The organism is Trichormus sp. NMC-1, from assembly GCF_001858025.1.
In the GTDB taxonomy this organism is placed as follows: Bacteria; Cyanobacteriota; Cyanobacteriia; order Cyanobacteriales; family Nostocaceae; genus Anabaena.
In genome coordinates, this window is sequence record NZ_LZQD01000003.1 from 467,468 (window position 1) to 484,267 (window position 16,800).

12 protein-coding genes are annotated in these 16,800 nt (G+C 42.0%); 6 read left to right on the forward strand and 6 right to left on the reverse strand.

Translation table 11 applies throughout. From position 1 onward, the window contains the following. Window position 1: 1 nt before the first annotated feature. On the reverse strand, window positions 2-4,696 hold the full coding sequence (locus A9Y75_RS13390) for a PAS domain S-box protein (RefSeq protein WP_071190047.1): 4,695 nt from the start codon (window positions 4,694-4,696) through the stop codon (window positions 2-4). Here A9Y75_RS13390 and A9Y75_RS30175 point away from each other — a divergent pair. Further along, entirely contained in the window at window positions 4,691-4,819 is a 129-nt protein-coding gene (locus A9Y75_RS30175) for a hypothetical protein (RefSeq protein WP_269086296.1), read from the forward strand. The genes A9Y75_RS13390 and A9Y75_RS30175 overlap by 6 nt on opposite strands. A 480-nt stretch (window positions 4,820-5,299) precedes the next feature. Here A9Y75_RS30175 and A9Y75_RS13395 read toward each other — a convergent pair whose 3' ends face one another. After that, complete coding sequence (locus A9Y75_RS13395) at window positions 5,300-8,365, reverse strand: family 10 glycosylhydrolase (protein ID WP_236721396.1); 3,066 nt, start codon at window positions 8,363-8,365, stop codon at window positions 5,300-5,302. Window positions 8,366-8,458: 93 nt separating this feature from the next. Continuing rightward, window positions 8,459-9,787: a TIGR03279 family radical SAM protein gene (locus tag A9Y75_RS13400; protein WP_071190048.1), complete on the reverse strand. Its 1,329-nt coding sequence runs from the start codon at window positions 9,785-9,787 to the stop codon at window positions 8,459-8,461. Between the two features lie 20 nt (window positions 9,788-9,807). On the opposite strand from A9Y75_RS13400, the gene A9Y75_RS13405 reads away from it, so the two are divergent. Continuing rightward, a complete protein-coding gene (locus A9Y75_RS13405) occupies window positions 9,808-10,182 on the forward strand; it encodes a hypothetical protein (RefSeq protein WP_071190144.1) in 375 nt (124 codons plus the stop codon). A 17-nt stretch (window positions 10,183-10,199) separates the two neighbouring features. On the opposite strand, the gene A9Y75_RS13410 is transcribed toward A9Y75_RS13405, so the two are convergent. Continuing rightward, window positions 10,200-11,135, reverse strand: coding sequence for an undecaprenyl-diphosphate phosphatase (locus A9Y75_RS13410; RefSeq protein ID WP_071190145.1), 936 nt, complete (start codon window positions 11,133-11,135; stop codon window positions 10,200-10,202). Window positions 11,136-11,336: 201 nt separating this feature from the next. Here A9Y75_RS13410 and A9Y75_RS13415 point away from each other — a divergent pair, with 201 nt between their 5' ends. From A9Y75_RS13415 to nadB, 3 genes are all read left to right on the forward strand, one after another. Continuing rightward, window positions 11,337-12,116: a DUF3120 domain-containing protein gene (locus A9Y75_RS13415; protein WP_071190049.1), complete on the forward strand. Its 780-nt coding sequence runs from the start codon at window positions 11,337-11,339 to the stop codon at window positions 12,114-12,116. Between the two features lie 325 nt (window positions 12,117-12,441). Then, window positions 12,442-12,870 (forward strand): photosystem II complex extrinsic protein PsbU, encoded by a 429-nt coding sequence (gene psbU, locus A9Y75_RS13420; protein WP_071190050.1) that lies wholly within the window; start codon window positions 12,442-12,444, stop codon window positions 12,868-12,870. A gap of 117 nt (window positions 12,871-12,987) precedes the next feature. Further along, entirely contained in the window at window positions 12,988-14,676 is a 1,689-nt protein-coding gene (gene nadB / locus A9Y75_RS13425; RefSeq protein WP_071190051.1) for an L-aspartate oxidase, read from the forward strand. Between the two features lie 258 nt (window positions 14,677-14,934). Here nadB and A9Y75_RS13430 read toward each other — a convergent pair whose 3' ends face one another. Next, window positions 14,935-15,927, reverse strand: coding sequence for a vitamin K epoxide reductase family protein (locus tag A9Y75_RS13430; protein ID WP_071190052.1), 993 nt, complete (start codon window positions 15,925-15,927; stop codon window positions 14,935-14,937). Here A9Y75_RS13430 and A9Y75_RS28490 point away from each other — a divergent pair. Beyond that, the gene (locus A9Y75_RS28490; protein WP_177176178.1) at window positions 15,895-16,323 is read left to right on the forward strand and encodes a hypothetical protein; all 429 of its coding nucleotides are present in this window, start codon (window positions 15,895-15,897) and stop codon (window positions 16,321-16,323) included. The genes A9Y75_RS13430 and A9Y75_RS28490 overlap by 33 nt on opposite strands. A gap of 35 nt (window positions 16,324-16,358) precedes the next feature. Here the strand turns inward: A9Y75_RS28490 and A9Y75_RS13440 are convergent. Continuing rightward, on the reverse strand, window positions 16,359-16,800 hold a 442-nt coding region (locus A9Y75_RS13440; RefSeq protein WP_143046419.1), incomplete at its 5' end, for a BtpA/SgcQ family protein.

Here is a 16,800-nt window from a genome sequence, read left to right on the forward strand (position 1 = left end):
TTTACCTCATATGATATTTTTTTAATGGTAAGGTAACAGTAAAATTGCTGCCAACTCCTAGTAGAGTATTGACATTAATTGTACCTTGGTGAATATCTACACACTTTTTTACAATTGCTAATCCTAATCCAGTTCCTAAAATATTACCGACATTTCTAGCGCGATGAAAAGATTCAAATAATCGGGGCAGATCTTCTTCGGGAATGCCAATTCCTTGGTCTTTAATTTCAAATACTGCTTGCCCTCCTTGACAAGAAAGAGTAAAATTAACCGAACTGCCATCTGGGGAATATTTGAGGGCATTGGATAGTAAGTTGCTGAGAATATATCCCAGTAATTTTTCATCCATATAACAACATATAGATTGATATTGACTACTAAAATAGACTAAATGTTGACTTTTCAAATTTAACCTAACTTCTTCCACCAGATGACGGCAGTATTTGACCAAATCAAATAATAAGGGTCTATACTCTAGTTTTCCTGCTTCTCCTTTGCCAATCACCAAAATATCATTTAACATTTCTGTCATCCGGGTTACAGCCGCTTGAATACGATGCAGATGAGTGAGTTGTTTTTCATGTGTCCATTTGTGGCTGTAGTGTTCTAGCAACTCAGAAGAAGAAAGAATAGTACTCAAGGGCGTGCGGAATTCGTGAGAAGTCATAGAGATAAAGCGGGATTTAAGTTCGTTAAGTTCTTTCTCTGTCTCTAATGCTATTCTTAGTTCTTGCTCTAATTGCTTGCGATTGCTAATATCTGCCCAGTAACCAACTAGTTCCAATGGGTTGCCTGCTTCATCCCAGACGACTTTCCCTTGATCATATACCCAACGATAGATACCGTCTTGGTGTAAAAAGCGATATTCTAAGCTGTAATCAGCTTTTTCAGATGCCCTCGATCGTTCAGCAATAACCTTTGGTGCGTCTTCTGGGTGGAGATGACTAAACCAAAAGTCAGAACTTTGTATAAATTCCTGCGCTTCATAGCCTACCATGTCTTTGATATTCTCGCTGATAAATATAGCGCCAAAATCTTCAGATACCTTGCAGGTATAGATTACAGCCGGGCTGGAAGTTAGTAAATACTGTAGCCGCTCTTGACTGACAAGTAACGCTGTTTCAGCTTGTTGACGCTCAGTTATATCCGTTTGAATACCAATGTAGTGACTGAGATAACCATCGATGTCATAAACAGGAGAAATATTTAACTCATGCCAAAATAGGCTGCCGTCTGGACGAGAGTCGCGTAAAATTACTGTGCAATCTTGTCCTGATTGCATGGCATTACTGAGTTCTTGTAATCCTGGTTGATTAATATCAGCACCTTGGAGCAAAAGAAAATTTTGCCCCATAACTTCATCTGCCGAGTAGCCGGTTAGATGCTCAAAAGCCGGATTGACGTAGATAATTGAACTATCAGGGCTGGAGACATCTGCAATCACAATACCATTACTACTAGCAGCGATCGCGCGATCGCGCAATCTTAACCCTTCCTCTATCAACTTGCGCTGAGTAATATCGGTATAGATACTTACCACTGAGACTATTTCGCCCGTATCATCTTTAATCGCATCAGTTCGTAGGTCTATATGTAGACTTTCACCACTACGACTTTGCATGATCACTTCACCACGCCAAGATTCACCTCTGTGGACTGTCTCAAATACTCTTCTAAATACTTCCTTGGTCTTAAAATTAGTTGAGAGTCCCTCATCTGCATTTAATTGACTTTCTGTATAATCAAATATATCTATAAATGCAGGATTTACATAACTTAACTGACCGGAAATATCCGCAATGCTAACAGCATCACTTGTGCTTTCTATAGCCTTAAGCAAGCGCAACAAAGACTTCTCTGCTAATTTACGTTCTGTAATGTCACGGGTGACTTTAGAAAAACCACGTAGCTTACCACTTTGATCACGTAATGCCGTTAAAATACAATTTGCCCAGAAATAGGAACCATCTTTGCGAACAAAAACACTTTCACATTCACACCGACCATTCCCTGCTGCTATATCTAATTGTTGCTTCGGTAGAGCGTTAACAATATCTTCCGGTGGAAAAAAGCAAGAAAAATCCTGCCCGATAATTTCTGCCACCTGATATCCAGTAATACATTCAGCACCAGAATTCCAACTCATCACCCGTCCCTCCGGGTCAAGCATATAAATTGCGTAGTCTTTAACACCTTCTACTAATAAGCGGAAGCGTTCTTCACTTTTATGGAGTTCTTCTTGGGTTCTTTTGCGGTCTGTAATATCTCGATCAATACCACGAAACCCACGGAATCTACCCTCAACATCAAAGATAGGAACTCCGTTAGTTTCCAGAACCACCAGATGACCATCTTGATGACAATTTGTATTTTCCAGACATTTAAATGATTGTCGTTCAGCAGCTATCGGTGCAAGAATCTGCATCACACGTTCTGCTTCTGCTGGTGGCATCAATTCAAAAGGAGTTTTTCCCAATATCTCTTGCGTTTCGTAACCCAAAATATCGCGGACTTTGGGACTGACATAAGTATAAACGCAGTTTTCATCAACTTCCCACACCCAATCACTGCTAGTTTCCACTAAGTTACGAAAACGTTCTTCGCTTTTTCGGAGTGCAGCTTGAGTTTGTTTGCGTTTAATCCCCAGGGCAATTTCATCAGCAGCAATTCCCATGGCCGTAAAAGTCGATTCTGTAAATTGTTGACGGGAAAACATAGCTATCACCCCTAATGTCTCACCTTCAACAATTAAAGGATAGCCAGCAAAGGCAACAATTCCCTCTCGCTTTGCCCATTCTTTGTCACTAATAAGAAGGTCTTCCTGGACAGTGTTACTGATCAGAGGTTTGCCTTCTTGAGCAATTAAACCAATTTTCCATTGACCGACTGGTATCCGTCTATGGAGTCCGTCAATATGGTTATACATCCCAGAACTGACTTGCAATTCTAGTACATTCTCTTCTGTATTCAACATCCAGATGCGAGCAAAGGCAGCATCAATATGTTTGACAAAAGCCTCTGTACAATTACGCATGATGCTGAACAAAGTTTCTGCCTGAGTCAAGACAGCATATACATGAGCCAGAAAATCAGCTAAACGCACACGTTCTGCCAGCGCTGCCTCAACTCGTTTCAAGTCACTGATATCAGTAACTGTGCCAAAGCAAGTTATAACTTCTCCGGTTTTTGACTGTTCGCTAATGGCTTGACCAACTACCCAACTAATTTCTCCATTCGCACGCAAAAACCGATATTCTGAACGAAAAGACTGGTTGTGTTGGGCAACTGCATTCCACTCCACAGCAATTCGTTCTCTGTCTTGAGGATGAATAGCACTCAACCAGCCAACTCCCAAGGCTGCTTCTGGTGTCAGTCCTGCTATTTGGCACCAACGATCATTGACATACAGACAATTTCCCTGTGCATCTGTATAAAACAGCCCCACAGGCGAGACTTGCGCCATAGTGTGATATTTACGTTCGCTCTCCCGCAGGGCAATTTCTGCGGATACACGATCATCAATATCAGTGTTTGTACCGAACCAACCAACAATTTTTCCTTCTTGATCACACAATGATAAAGCCCGTCCCAAATGCCAGCGATAAGTTCCAGAAGATTGCTGAAGCAGGCGAAATTCTACTTCATAATTGTCTCCTGTGGCTAGAGATTTACTCCAAGCCGCAATACTTGTTGACAAATCATCAGGATGTACCAATTTTTGCCATTTCCAATCTAAGACTTGCTCTGAGGTACAGGCAAAGTACTCAAGGGCTTGCTGGTTGATATACTCAAGGCTGCCATCTGGACGAGCAATCCATACTTGTTGAGGGATAGATTCTGCTAAAAAGCGAAAGCGTTCTTTACTTGTTTCTAAAGCAGCTTGTGCCTGTTTGCCCTCAGTGATATTTTCTAATATCCCGAACATTCCTACCACCTCAGCTTTAGTATTATACAAGGGAACTTTGTTCGTTTCTAGCCAAATTGGGCTACCATCTGCTTGCTGTGTAAGTGTAATGGTTTGATGTTGGGGCTGATTAGTTTTCATGATCTCAGCGTCACTAACACAGTAGAAGTGCGCTTCTTCATAGTTGGGAATCAAATCATAGTCTGTTTTGCCAATGATATCTTCGGGATTGTCAAAACCCACCATTTTCGCAAAGTTGCGATTACAACCCCAGAAGATGGAATTTATATCTTTCCAAAAAATACTATGGGGAATGGTGTCCATAATTAATTGCAGGAGTTGATTTTCTAGCATCTGGCAATAGTCAGCGAAATCACTAATTTCCGCTACTACCGAAAGAGCTAGACAAATACTTTCAGGGGTGATGGTGCCGACAATTTCATCATTCTCATCTACTACTGGTACTAGCTGCAACTGCGGCTGACATAACAATGATATGACTGAATCTAAACCGTTAATTGTCTGCATCTTCAGTTTTATGACTGAGTTTTGCATCACTTGTGCAACTTGGGCTGTGTTCAAATCAGCCCCTGAAGCTACAAGTTTGACTATATCTTGTTGTGTCAAGCAGCCCACTACCTGCGAGGCTGACTTTACCAACACACCTTTAGATTGTGCAGCCATCAGAGCGATCGCATCTAGTATAGGTGTTTCCGGTGTCACGGTCAGCGGCGACAAGTCAATAACTGACTCTAAGCTTTGTATCACAAGATAGTGAAGTGATGTTTGCATACTTTAGTTAGATATACAGCAGAATTCAGAATTCAGGAGTCAGGAGTCAGGAGGGGCGAACGGCCGTTCGCCCGTACAGGAGTCAGGAGTAAAACTGGCTTGGTGTCTAGGTTTCAATTTTGATTCTGTACCTCATTGATCTGCAATCTGCTGTAAGAAGAATATTTGATTTTTGAAAAAATACCTAAACTTCTAGCTTGCTTCTTTCCTGTTAAGAGTTAACAGTTCCGAGCCTCCATGAGTAAATATGGTTACGCTACGCCAGCTATCAGTAATCAAACCCGATTCCTTCTCTCAAACCACTGATTTATTTACGTAACTCCCCAACATTGTGACGTAAAATCGGTAAGATTATAAGGAGTAGAAATACGGTAAATTCTTTTATCAAAAATTACTACATTATTATTTCTTACTTTTGACATTCTCCTGCCTAGCATCGTGTGCGGTTGAATACTTGTAATTAGGGAGACATGGGGATACGGGGACGCGGGGACACGGGGACAGGGAGACGTGGGGACACGGGGACGCGGGGACGCGGGGACACGGGGACACGGAGAAAATCAAGAATAACTTAATTACGAATTACGAATTACGAATTACGAATTACGAATTATTGATTACTCTCCTCTCACCGTAACGTAAAAGTCTTTCAATAGTTACCAGTCTATTTTCCCATGCTTTAACTTGATAAGGATTTTCCTTCATTTCCATACTCATCCAAATCCTAAATTCAAACTTGAAGCGATTAAGAATATTTCTGGCTTTGATTAAATTACTAGCAGTAGGTAAAGCCGCAAGCTGATTTAAAGCATTTTGTAATTCTTGGGACTGGTGATTAAAATCAGAAATTTTATTTGCAGGTATTAATAATTGGTTATTTTCTCTTACAAATTGCCATTCTTTTTGTAGAGCCGCATAGCGGAAAGCCGCAGTGCGAAATGGCTGACGCTGAGGAATAGGTTCATTTTTGGAGCGTTGCACCTTACCTTGGGTATTACTAAATAGTTCGTTAAACTCAGTATTAAAATTCTCGACAGCAAAGAGTGCATAACCGCTGACAGGTAAATCCCTGAGCAGTTGAAGTTGGTCAAATGCTCCCACTGTAGACAAGGAAAGTAAGCGAATTCCTGGAACTAATAAAGTAGAACCTAACTGAGTAGAGTTAATCCAAGGTTTTGCTAATCTTTGGAAACGAGGAGTATCTAAAGCGTAAGTCATCGGCACAATTAAATCTATATCTCCCCGTCTTGCCCAAACTTCCCAATGTTGTTGAATTTTTTGAACTCGTTCATATTCTGGTAATGGAAATACAGCCACAGACAAAATTAAATTTGCTCGCTTTTGTTTTAACATCTGCGAAACTTCAGACACAAAACTATCAACTTGCTCAGTGCGAAATGCCGTCCACTTTTGCCACAAAACCCGCTGACTAGGAGTAATATTTAGAGGATCTACACCTGTCTGTTGCTGAAACTGCTCTCTGGAGGCTTTACCATAACCGTAAGTTCGACCTGCCAAGGGGTCTTGAAAAGGATAACGAATATAATCGAGTTGTATGCCATCTACCTGATAGCGAGTAACAATTTCCGCGTACAGCTTTAATAAATACTGCCGGACTTCGGGATTTGCTGGATCTAAAAAAGGCTTTGTCTGACCAACGGGAATCATATTCCCACTTTGATCATAATTTGCCCAATTGGGATTAGCTGCTAACACAGGGCCTGGATAATCAGGACTGACGTTGATAATCTCATTATGACGGCGATTACCAGCTGCAAAAGCCCAAACCCAAGCGTGTAACTCCATCCCTCGTTCATGGGCTAACTTTACAGCCACTTTTAGAGGGTCCCAGCCTTGAATTAAGGGGTTTTGTTGTGGCGCAACCTGACTCGGATAAATTGTATAACTAGCATTGACAGTTTCAAAAAATACAGTGTTAATTCCCGCTTGGGACAGTCGATCAAAAATCTTCGCTAGTCCTGCTTCATTGCCAGCATTAACAATTGTCCCTCGATCTAACCATACTGAGCGGATTTCTGGTTGAGCTATGCGCTGATTGAGGGGAAATTGCTGCCATAAAGTTGTCTTTGTCTTTAACCACTGCTGACGCGCTAAGGCATAGTTCTTTCGGGCAATTAACGCTGGTATATTTTTGGCAACTCCTCTGGCTTGGGCTAAGGTTTGCTCTAAACTGAGGTCTTTTCTCTCTATTTGGGTAGATGCGGATTTTTCGCTTTCGACTTTCAATGATTGGGTGTTGCTGACGCTAGTAGCACCATGAACTGAAGCCGCTAAATTGGCGCTTTCCACTCGACCAATCAGATTTTCTAATTCTTGTTGGAGAGCTAATGCCTCTTTATTATCAATCGGTCGATTAGAATCGGGTATGACATCTAAACGCACTGCTTCTTGTAGTAGTTCAATGGCCTCTGGGAAATTTTGGAGTTTGACTTTGGGAACAGGTTTGGGTGCTGTACTTGTCAGTCTTGGGTTTTGAGGTTTCACCCGTGCGGGATTGGGTTTTTTGGGAGAATTTACCCGTTTGGGCTGATTCCGTGAATTGGCTAAATTAGGTTTTTTGGGAGAATTTACCCGTTTGGGCTGATTCCGTGAATTGGCTAAATTGGGTTTTTTGGGAGAATTTACTGGCTGGGTTTGATTTGCGGTAGCAGAAAGACAGTTTGACGCATCTCCTGGGACTTTTGTCGTTGGCAATTTTAGATAACGATTGAGTGCTGCTTTTAACCAAATACTATCTAAATCTGCGGTTGAAGCTGTATCTGTTCCTAAGCGCCAGCCTAAAAAAGTGGATTGCTCAGTTGTTAATACTGCGGCCGGATGATCTGGGGAATTCCAAACAGCAGCTATTTGAGTATGAAGATGATCAGGAATCATTACAGCACCCACAACTTTACCAAATAGTTCTTTGCTGGTTGTCCATTCCTGGGGATTAGTTTTTGCTGGTTGTAACTCTTGAGCCGCATTTAAGCTAAATCCCCAATAACCTCCTAGCAGAGTTCGCAACAAATGGCGCACTCCCGGTGTTGATAAACTGGCGACAGGACCACTAGCAATTAAGCGTCCACCCCGATTCATCCATTCTTTGAGTGCGATCGCTTGTACTGTCGTTAATGTCTCTATATTTGGCAACAATAACACCCGTGGCTTTCCTAAATCTGCCACATTGTTCACACTACCCAGGGGAATTACACAATATCTCACCCCCACAGTCTCTAAGCGTTTAGTAATCCCTATCCATTGATTGGCATTATCTTGGCTTTTGACTACGCTCAATACAGCTGCTTCTGTCACCGCTTTTGCCGGCAACATTCCCCCCAAATTCACTGTTAAAAAATTAAAATTTAAAAGAAATAATCCCCCAATTCTAATTTTTAATTTGATCCTATTTTTAGCTTTTTCTTCGTGATTTTTCACGAGTCCTACCTCAAAAATTAGTAGATAAACACAGACAGCTAAATGGTGAGAATAGATAATATATAGGACTCCTATTTGAATTTTGAACAGAACTCCGTATACCTTGATTCCTTCTTTTCTGTTCCCTGTTCCCTGTTCCCTGTTCCCTACCTCTACGAGTAAATTCAGAAACCAAACCGGATTCCTATAGCAGGTGACAGTGCTAAAAGTTTCTTGGTGTCTAAGTTTTAGCATTGGTGCGTTACGGAAGCCTAACGCACCCTACAAATTCTTAATTACGAATTACGTTGGCGGTAGCCTGCTGTAAGCACTATTACGAATTACGAATTACGAATTAATACAGGTATTGATTAAATCCTCAACTCCTGCAACTGGGAATATTTCTGTATTCAGTTGATGAGCTACTTCCTCCACAGTCATATCATCTAAAAAGATCAATTCCCCATGTTTGAGCATGACATTGGGTAATAAAATTCCCTCTCCTAAATCCTGCCCTTTTAAGTGAAAGAGTAAATCATGTCCTGTGATTAATCCTGTCACACTGATATTTTGTCCCCAATAATCGCTATATAAAGCCCGCATATTTACCTCTAATCCTTGCACAGCATTTAACTGTTTAACTATCGGTTTAAATGCTTTTTCAACAGCGTTACCTACAACCCAAGTGAGTTTTCTTTGGGGTGATACTTTTGGCGGTAATAATTCCTGAGCAGCATGGGTGAATTGCTTAACAAATAAGCGAATAGAACCAACACCATTATCAATTTGTGGATATTCTTCATATTCCGCTTCGCTAGGTAATTCTTCACCAGCAATTAAAAACCATTCATCGGCTAACCAAGCCACACTGGAACCGAATTTTTGCCTAAATTCTTGAGAAAGCAATTTAACTTGAGAAATCACTTCCTGAGCCTTTTCCTGCGTCACTGGGATCAGTTCATCTTCTTGGGGACGAAAACGAGTTAAACCGACTGGAACCACGGCTATTGATGCCACAGCAGGTATTTCTCCAGTATGAAAAGATGTTAAATCTCGTAATGTTTGTTCTAGATGTTTTTCATCATTTATTCCTGGACAAACTACTACTTGAGCATGAATTTGTAATCGTTTTTCTTGAAACCATTTAAGTTGTTCTAAAATTTGTCCTGCACGATTATTTTTCAATAGTTTAATTCTCACTTCTGGTTCTGTCGCATGAACAGAAACATATAAAGGAGATAACCGCATTTGTTCAATTCGCTGCCATTCTTTTTCAGGTAAATTTGTCAAAGTTAGATAAGAACCATACAAAAAGCTCAAACGATAATCGTCGTCTTTGAAGTACAAGCTAGAACGTTTACCAGGTGGTTGTTGATCAATAAAGCAAAATGGACAACGGTTATTACACTGAATTAAACCATCAAATAAAGCAGTTTCAAACTCTAGCCCCAAGTCGTCATCATAATCTTTTTCAATTTCAAGATGATGAGTTTTTCCTGTCGCATCTAAAACTTCTAGTTCTAAAACTTCATCAGCGCATAAAAATTGATAATCAATTAAATCACGGGGACGTGTCCCATTAATAGCAACAATCGCATCCCCCGCATCAAAGCCAATTTCGGCAGCAATTGATTCAGGAAGCACCTTGGTAATTTTGGCAGGATGAATAGTAGTCATTGGTCATTGGTCATTGGTCATTGGTCATTGGTCATTGGTCATTGGTCATTGGTCATTGGTCATTGGTCATTGGTCATTGGTCATTGGTCATTGGTCATTGGTCATTGGTCATTGGTCATTGGTCATTGGTCATTGGTCATTGGTCATTGGTCATTGGTCATTGGTCATTGGTCATTGGTCATTGGTCATTGGTCATTGGTCATTGGTCATTGGTCATTGGTCATTGGTCATTGGTCATTGGTCATTGGTCATTGGTCATTGGTCATTGGTCATTGGTCATTGGTCATTGGTCATTGGTCATTGGTCATTGGTCATTGGTCATTGGTCATTGGTCATTGGTCATTGGTCAGTTATCCGGTAATTCTGAATTTTATCCCTGTCCCTGCGTCTCTTAATTCGTAAGTGTCAGCATTCAACCTTGCCAACCGGCGGCGATCGCTAATAAGATAGCACTGCCAAAGGCTAATCTGTACCATACAAATATCAAAGTGTTTTTGGTTTGTAAGTACCGAATCAAAAAGGCAATTGATAGGTAGGAAAAAATAAAAGTAGAAATGATCCCGACAATTAACAGTAAAACAATATTATCTGGCAATTCTTGAGCTTGAAATTGCTTGAATATTTTCAGACTTTTGTACAGGGTAGCAATAGTCAGAGTGGGAAAACCTAACAAAAATGAAAACTTAGCGGCTGTATCACGTTCTAGTCCTAAAAATAAAGCAGTTGTCAATGTCGAACCAGAACGAGAAACGCCGGGAATCAAAGCTAGAGTTTGTCCTAATCCTACTAAAACACCATCCCGAATTTGTAATGAATTGAAATCTCGCTTGCGAGTGCCGATTTTTTCGGCTAAAGCTAGTAGAATCGCCATGATAACTGACATTATAGCAATAATTAATGCACTATCAGGTAAAACGTCTTTCAAAAGAAAGCCAATTATTAATGCAGGCAAAGTTCCTACTGCAATCCCCACCGCAATTTTCCACTCTTCCTGTTGCCAATCTTTATCCTTTAGTGCTTTAATTGCACCTTTAATAATACTAGAAATCAGCGACCAAAAATACAACAAAATTGCGATAACACTGCCAAATTGAATGGCATCGACAAAATCTTTAGAACCTAGTTCTTTCCAACCAAACACTTTGGTCACAATCAGCAGATGTGCGGTGCTACTGATAGGCAAAAATTCGGTAATACCTTGCACAATTCCCAAAATAAATGCCTGAATTAATCCTGCCATCAGATTAACTCCACCAGTTGCGGCTTCGGCAGGTATTTCTACTTGCGGAAGCTGCATCCAGATAGGTAATAGCAAGTTGATACCAGTTGCTACAGAACTTGTCGCCATCAAACACGCTCCTAACATAAATAATGTATAACTTGAGAAAATTATCCAAGTTTACCTTCCTTTAGTCAGTTATTCCGGGTAACATCCTATATGCAAAAATTTCTAGTATAATTAAAATGCCCCTAGGGGGGATGTTGATGAGTGGATTTTGGGGTGTGATATCTTAAGATAAGTAAAGTTTAGTAACATATATTAAAAACATTGATTAATAATACATTGTCATCTTACGCAGCTTCTAACTCCGCTATTGATAGTGAGTTGCATTCGTCGGAAACTAAGCTTAGAGGTATCAAAGAAATAGAGTCGAGGCTGTCTTTGTCTGCCTCTCTCCCTAGTGCAGTAACTTGGAGAAAAAGTTGGCTAGTGTTTGCGGCAGCGGTGTTGTTGGTATCTGTACCAGTATTTGTAGAAGCGCCGTTAGTGCGATCGCTACCCACCCTCAGTGTAGCCATGACCGGATTTTGGGTTTGGCTGAGTTTGACACTAATGTCACGTCCGCAAACCTATCTCTGGGGAGATTTACTCTTAGGATTTAGCTGGAGTTGGTTAACAGGAGCGATTTACTGGGGTTGGTTACGTTGGGAACCCCTATGGCACTTACCGATAGAATCGATTGGGCTACCCTTTGCCATCTGGTGTTTGTGGCGAAATTGGGGCAAAGTCGGTAACTGGTTTTATCTAGGTTCTTTATTCGGTACAGTTTTAACAGATATATACTTCTATGTTGTAGACTTGATGCCCTATTGGCGGCAAATTATGAGAACAGACGTAAATGGAGCTTCACAAATCTTAAAAAATGCCTTAGCACAAGTCCAAACCCCTTGGGGAGAAGCTTGGGCAATCACTCTCGCCTTAGCTCTGTTAACAGTTGGGATCATCTCTTTAGGTCAAAAGGAAAAGCATTGGTACGCCTTTAGTGGCGCAGTTTTGAGTACAATTCTAGTAGATAGTCTGTTTTTGTTAGCGGCAGTTATTGCCTAAAATTATCAGCCAGTGAATGATCAGCCCTGAGAAAGGTGCAAGATTACCATTACAGATAAATTTTGGCAAAAGTAAAGTCGAACCCAATAGCAGTAAATATTGTGGATATTAATAAGCTGTATATTAGTTTCTGATGACTGCTGTGTGTTGATTCAGCTACCAGCTATCAACCAAAGGATGAAGTCGGAAGAACTAAGTACTTTATCAGCCCCCAGAGTAATCACCAGGGTTGAACTCATACTTCTAACTTCTCACTTCCAGCCCGCATTTGAAAGCTTTTAGCTAAAAGTGTTGATTTTTGATTAATGGAAAGAGGTAGAAAATCGTGAAAGGATTAGTACGTTTATTAACAGTGTTTAGTTTGTTGCTAGGTTGCTGGGGATTACTGGGAACTACTCAGATTGCCCAAGCTGCAAGTTTGGGTAACATAACCTTGCCGCAGCTACCAGTTTTGGCGATTTCACGTCAGAACAAAGCAGATGCCAAGCTAGGAACGGAATTTGGTAAAAAAATTGATTTGAATAATACCAACATTGCCGCTTTCCAACAGTATCCAGGGCTGTATCCCACTCTGGCTAAGAAAATCATCAAAAATGCTCCTTACCAAAAAGTAGAGGATGTATTGAATCTGCCAGGATTGAGCGATCGCCAAAAATCCAAACTGCAAGCCAACTTTGATAACTTTACCGTGACCGAATACGAGCCTAACTTCAACGAGGGAGACGATCGCATTAATAACGGTATCTATAGATAACCCAAAAAATTGCTAATTGGGGAATAGGTGATTGGGAAAAAGGTAATTGGGGAATGAAAACTATTGCCCATCACCCATCACCCATCACCCATCACCCATTACCCGTAATTTTGAATTTTGAATTTCTTAGATATTCCTAGCCAATTTGATGTTTTAGTAGTCGGCGCAGGTGCTGCTGGATTATACACAGCCCTGTGTCTACCAGACTCCTTACGAGTCGGCTTGATTACTAAAGAAACCGTGACATTATCCGCCAGTGACTGGGCGCAAGGTGGCATTGCCGCAGCTGTCTCCCCAGAAGATTCACCAAAGCTGCACATTGAAGACACATTAAAAGCAGGGGCGGGTTTGTGCGATCCAGAAGCCGTAGAATTTCTGGCTGAACAAGCCCCTATCTGTATTAAATCTTTAATTCATTTGGGTGTAGCCTTCGACCGGCATGATCATAACTTGGCTTTCACCCTAGAAGCTGCCCATTCTCGTCCCCGTGTTCTCCACGCCGCAGATACCACGGGTAGGGAAGTAACAACCACTCTCACAGACCAGGTATTGCGCCGTCAGAATATACAAGTCATCCAGCAAGCTTTAGCTTTAAGTTTATGGATAGAACCAGAAACAGGTCGCTGTCAAGGTATCAGCCTGTTTTATCAAGGTAAAGTTACATGGATCAGGGCTGGTGCTGTAGTTTTAGCAACAGGTGGCGGTGGTCAAGTATTTGCCCAAACGACTAACCCAGCGGTAAGTACAGGTGATGGTGTAGCGATCGCTTGGCGGGCTGGGGCTATCCTGCGGGATTTAGAATTTGTCCAATTTCATCCCACCGCCCTCACTAAACCAGGACGCTTTCTCATCAGTGAAGCTGTACGTGGTGAAGGGGCGCACCTTGTTGATAATGAAGGGCGACGTTTTGCTTTTGACTACCATCCAGCAGGTGAACTTGCACCGCGAGATGTGGTCAGCAGAGCAATTTTCAGCCATTTGCAACGTACATCCGCCGATTTGGCTACTGCCCATGTTTGGTTAGATATGCGCCCCATCCCCGCTGACAAAATTCGTCATCGCTTTCCCAATATTATTCAAGTTTGTCAGCATTCGGGTATTGATGTCTTCAATGAATTGGTTCCCGTCGCCCCCGCTGCTCATTATTGGATGGGTGGTATTCTCACAGATTTGCAGAATCGCACCAATATTCCTGGTTTGTACGCTGTGGGAGAAACTGCTAGTACGGGAGTACATGGAGCTAATCGCCTAGCCAGTAATTCTCTGTTGGAATGTATCGTGTTTGGGGCGCAGATGGCTGATTTAGACGATGAAGTCTTCAAACAGGATGAACGGCAAAAATCAGAATTTCTCTCCAATTCTTCAACCTTAGTCTTATCTGAAGATGAGTGGCACAATCAACACGCTCAACTAAAAGCTTTACGAGAAAAACTACCCCGTTTAGTCTGGCAAAGTGCTGGTATTTGTCGGCAAGAATTAGGCTTAGAAAGTGCGATCGCTACAATTGAATCTTGGCACCAGGATTTTGCTAATTTACCTTTGAGTCAATTCTTGCAAAGTTTGCGTCCTACAGAACCCGCTAGTTTCAACTTACCTGATATTGAACAGCAGTTGCGACTTTGGGCAGAAACCCGCAATTTATTAGATGTAGCTTACTTAATTCTCAAAAGTGCTGCTTTTAGAACTGAAAGCAGAGGCGGACACTACCGTCTAGATTATCCTCAACCCGACCCAGATTGGCAAGTTCACACGATTGTTCAATATGATCACTGGAGTAAATCTCATGAACTTCCACCAGCTGATTGATTAACTTAGCTGGCGGAAATTTCTTGTTTTCTATTCCCTAATCAGAGTTCCTTGCTGTAAGAGGATGTTTGAAAAGTTTTTAATGTATAAATAAACCCCTCTCCAAACCTCTCCCCGACGCGGGGAGAGGCTTTGAAACCCCCATTCCAGCTAACAAAACCTCTCCCTAACCCTCCCCTTGTAGGGGAGGGTCAGGGCGGTTAGGTTCTTGGAAATTATTGGTTTCATCTAATACTTTTCAAACAACCTCTAAGAACTTTACCTAAAAAACTTGAAGTTCTGAGAACCTGTGTAACCAGTAATCTTCGCCAGTTCTGACAAGTTCTGCACGCCGCTATAGGTTTTACCATTGATGATCCAAGTGGGGAAGCTTTCAATTTTGGCGGCTTGACACAATTCTGGTTTAGCTTTAGGGCTGTCAGCAGCGCATTCGACCTTAACGTTATTGTCGCTAATGATTTTGTAAGCTTCTTTACCAAAGAGGAGCTTCTGTTCATGACAGTGCGGACACCAATAAGCAACATATTCCTTAGCGCCGACTTTGACAAGATGCTCTGCTAAGGCTATTTCTGCTTCACCAGATGTGGTGGTAATTTCCCACCCAAATTCTGGTTTAGGCTCTACTTTGGGAATAAAAGTAATTTGCCCAGGTTTTCCAGGAGTTGCGTCGAGATTTCCATCTGGGGGATTGGTGTTAGCATAAATCGCTAAAGTGCCAATCAGCGTTACCATTCCCACAATCAAGCCAGTAAAAAATATTTGCCCGATATCTTCCCAATCACGACCGATAATTGTCAGTACTAACATACTCAGGGAAAACAAAGCCGAGCCGATACAGTAAGGACAAAAGGCTTTGATTTGGGATGCCAGTATGTACATTAAGTAACCACTGAACACTGACATAGCGATCGCTCCCACCAACAGCAACCACCAAGTCAGATTTTCCAGTTGTTTGCTGTTTTTGTGATTTTCCTCTGAGTTTAATGCCAAAGGAGCCACAGCAAATATCAGCATACTCATGTATGCCAACAACCCAAACAAAGCTAATGGCTGACCAAAAACCGTTGCCCAAGGGCTAGAAAGAACATCATTGCAGCCCTTAACACCAACTTGTGCCACACAAGCAGTACTGCCGCCCGTGAGCTTTTCAAAGGTGAGATAGCCTGTGATTAAGGCACCACATCCCGCGATCGCTGCAATGAATAGCCGCGACTTTTTATGAATCCAAGGAGTAGAACGACGGCGAATCATAAGTATTTAGTCAGGAGTCAGGAGTCAGGAGTCAGGAGTCAGGAGTCAGGAGTCAGGAGTCAGGAGTCAGGAGTCAGGAGTCAGGAGTCAGGAGTCAGGAGTCAGGAGTCAGGAGTCAGGAGTCAGGAGTCAGGAGTCAGGAGTCAGGAGTCAGGAGTCAGGAGTCAGGAGTCAGGAGTCAGGAGTCAGGAGTCAGGAGTCAGGAGTCAGGAGTCAGGAGTCAGGAGTCAGGAGTCAGGAGTCAGGAGTCAGGAGTCAGGAGTCAGGAGTCAGGAGTCAGGAGTCAGGAGTCAGGAGTCAGGAGTCAGGAGTCAGGAGTCAGGAGTCAGGAGTCAGGAGTCAGGAGTCAGGAGTCAGGAGTCAGGAGTCAGGGGGCAGAAGGCAGGAGAATTGTAATTACGAATTACGAATTACGAATTACGAATTACGAATTACGAATGTAATTTCACTGAAGGAATGGATTTAGTTTCACCTTTGGAGTTCCAACTGCGATGAGCAGCTTCTACAAACTGACTGACGCGAATTGGGTCAATGGGTTGCTCAATTCTTCCGTGACGTTTGAGAGAACTGGAAACAATTACACCATTTGCTGCCTGCATTAGGGTATCAATATTTTCCCAATTAGCTCCACTACCAATAAATACTGGTGTACCAGCAGCAGCCCCACAAGCCAATTCTAAATCTTCTAAGTTAGGAGGACTACCAGTTGCCCAACCAGATAAAATTACGGCATCGGCCAACCCTCGTTCAATCGTGTCTTTCACCGCCACCGTCAGATTAGGAGAACTTAAAGGACGGGCGTGTTTAACCAACACATCAGCAAAGATTTTCACATCTGATCCTAGCTCTCGCCGATAGCGGAGTAATTGATGG

Coding starts and splice junctions, on each gene's coding strand:
- A9Y75_RS13390 (WP_071190047.1), bottom strand. CDS start 4,696: ATGCAAACATCACTTCACTATCTTGTGATACAAAGCTTAGAGTCAGTT.
- A9Y75_RS13410 (WP_071190145.1), bottom strand. CDS start 11,135: ATGGCGACAAGTTCTGTAGCAACTGGTATCAACTTGCTATTACCTATC.
- A9Y75_RS13400 (WP_071190048.1), bottom strand. CDS start 9,787: ATGACTACTATTCATCCTGCCAAAATTACCAAGGTGCTTCCTGAATCA.
- A9Y75_RS13430 (WP_071190052.1), bottom strand. CDS start 15,927: ATGATTCGCCGTCGTTCTACTCCTTGGATTCATAAAAAGTCGCGGCTA.
- A9Y75_RS28490 (WP_177176178.1), top strand. CDS start 15,895: ATGAATCCAAGGAGTAGAACGACGGCGAATCATAAGTATTTAGTCAGG.
- A9Y75_RS13395 (WP_236721396.1), bottom strand. CDS start 8,365: ATGCTAAAACTTAGACACCAAGAAACTTTTAGCACTGTCACCTGCTAT.